Genomic DNA, 1,879 nt, shown 5'->3' on the forward strand with positions numbered 1-1,879 from the left:
GGACTGGACTAGGGAAGCAATAGCGAATCGTCCATTTAATTGGCGTTTAAAAAAGTCGAAATATCTCAATTAAATCAGTGAGTTAAATGCATTCCTGCGGAATTTTAAGGAATCCCGGCCGACCCTCTACACCGAGCGGCTCTAAGCTGGACATCGAAGCGTTGGCGGAGTTGTATCTGGATCCGGCATATTGGCTTAACACTACAAAAGATAGCGAAGACGTCCCACCACGATGACAGAATATTCCCCCCAAAAATGTAAAAGGAACGGTATGTAGTGGTCTAAAAATGTTGAAAAATAGCGCTCAGCGAATTAATCAATAGTAATTTTTGACGCTAACTTTACATTTTTGGGGGATGGGCAAACTTAACCAATTTGACCGCCCTCCTATTTTTTTCCACTTAAAACCAAGTTGATTATCCTAATAATCAACATAGTAAAATTAGTTCATTTTTGAGCTATACTTTTTCCGAGGTAAATGTCGCAGGGTCTCTTTTCCATTGAAAATCAAACACTTAATTTCGAAATTCACTTAACTCTGAATTTTGTTCAGCTAACTCTGAATTTTTCTGTTGAAATACATTTCGTCCCTTTTTATCGGAGTTCATCTATTGAAGTAAAACTCACCCAATTTGGGAAGACAAAGTATCCCACTTCAGTTCACTCGAGTGTTCTAACGATAAAAATATCGGTTATTGCAACAGAGCCCTCAATTGCCAAAAAGGTGAGATGAAGGATTAAATCCTATAAATTGTTCAATGAGATGTTAAATTTTGAGTTTTTTGGAATTCTAAGAAACTAAGTCTTAAGAACTCTACGCGTTACAAGTTATTTTTACTTTTATCTGACACCTGTGTCTGAAGTAGTTAAGTATGGATGACCACAAAAATCCATCAAATCTCGCACCATTGCAGCGTGGGCCGGACATGGACTGAGGCCGCCAGAAGGCGATAACAGCTTTTTGGAATATGCGGTGGCGATGATGGATACGAGAAGCTTGGAGTTGAAAGATATTTTTTCGGATGAGAACAACCGCCCCTCTCGGGAAGATTTCAGGCAAGCAGTGAAAGCGGAATTTGACGCACTTTGCAACAAAATTAAAGATTTATAGTGCGTTATCTCCTGCACTATTCTGGCTTCTAGTGAATGCACACCATTGGATCATTCATCCTGTCCGAATAGCATCGAGGTATTGCCGTACCACGAACAAGTCGGACACATTGCCAGACAACATTCTGGCCAAGGCAGACTCTCCTCCGAATATAGCTTCTGCGTTTGGCTTCGAAATCCATTCGTCGGCTGCTTTAGGATCTGGCAATAGAATCTGCAGTGCTTTGTATATTCCTAAAATATAAGAAATACGCTCCAGCGTATCCCGGTTGAGATTGGCAGCAGATGGATTCCGCTTCCAGTTATAAAAATTAGAGCAACTTGGCGAACCCAGTAAAATCATCTCCTGATCATTCTTCAACTTCCATGCGGATGCGATGTTGAAAAAGGTCTTAAGACCAATAGCAGATAATTGTTGTGATTCTGGTTTTGGATTAACCGCAGTTGTGCTCATAGAAAGATCCATATCTGTTCTTTATATTTATTCTAGTAGATATTTGGATATTGATCTCACATTCTCAGATGAAAAAACACTACCGTTGCCATCAGATGGTCTGTACTTCCGCAGATTTTCTGCGGTACAACCAAACCACGAGTGAAGCTCACTTCTTGGCGATGAAAAATAAATATTTCCCCATTTAGGGTCTGTTGACGTTTCACATAGGCAGCCATAAAAAAGCACAGGCCATGGCGACGACACTTTCATAATTTCGCTTCAATTTATCAAACCGGGTTGCCAGCGCCCGATACTGCTTTAAACGCGCAAACG

The 1,879-nt window shown here is 40.6% G+C and carries 1 protein-coding gene and 1 pseudogene; both read right to left on the bottom strand.

Annotation, left to right across the window (positions count from 1 at the left end):
- Positions 1-1,165: 1,165 nt before the first annotated feature.
- The gene (locus tag H8K38_RS18165; RefSeq protein ID WP_255423078.1) at positions 1,166-1,564 is read right to left on the bottom strand and encodes an MbcA/ParS/Xre antitoxin family protein; all 399 of its coding nucleotides are present in this window, start codon (positions 1,562-1,564) and stop codon (positions 1,166-1,168) included.
- A gap of 202 nt (positions 1,565-1,766) precedes the next feature.
- Positions 1,767-1,879: pseudogene (locus tag H8K38_RS18170) on the bottom strand (IS5/IS1182 family transposase); the annotation flags it as partial.

The sequence above is a fragment of the Undibacterium sp. FT79W genome (genome assembly GCF_014284215.1).
Classification (GTDB): Bacteria; Pseudomonadota; Gammaproteobacteria; order Burkholderiales; family Burkholderiaceae_D; genus Undibacterium; species Undibacterium aquatile.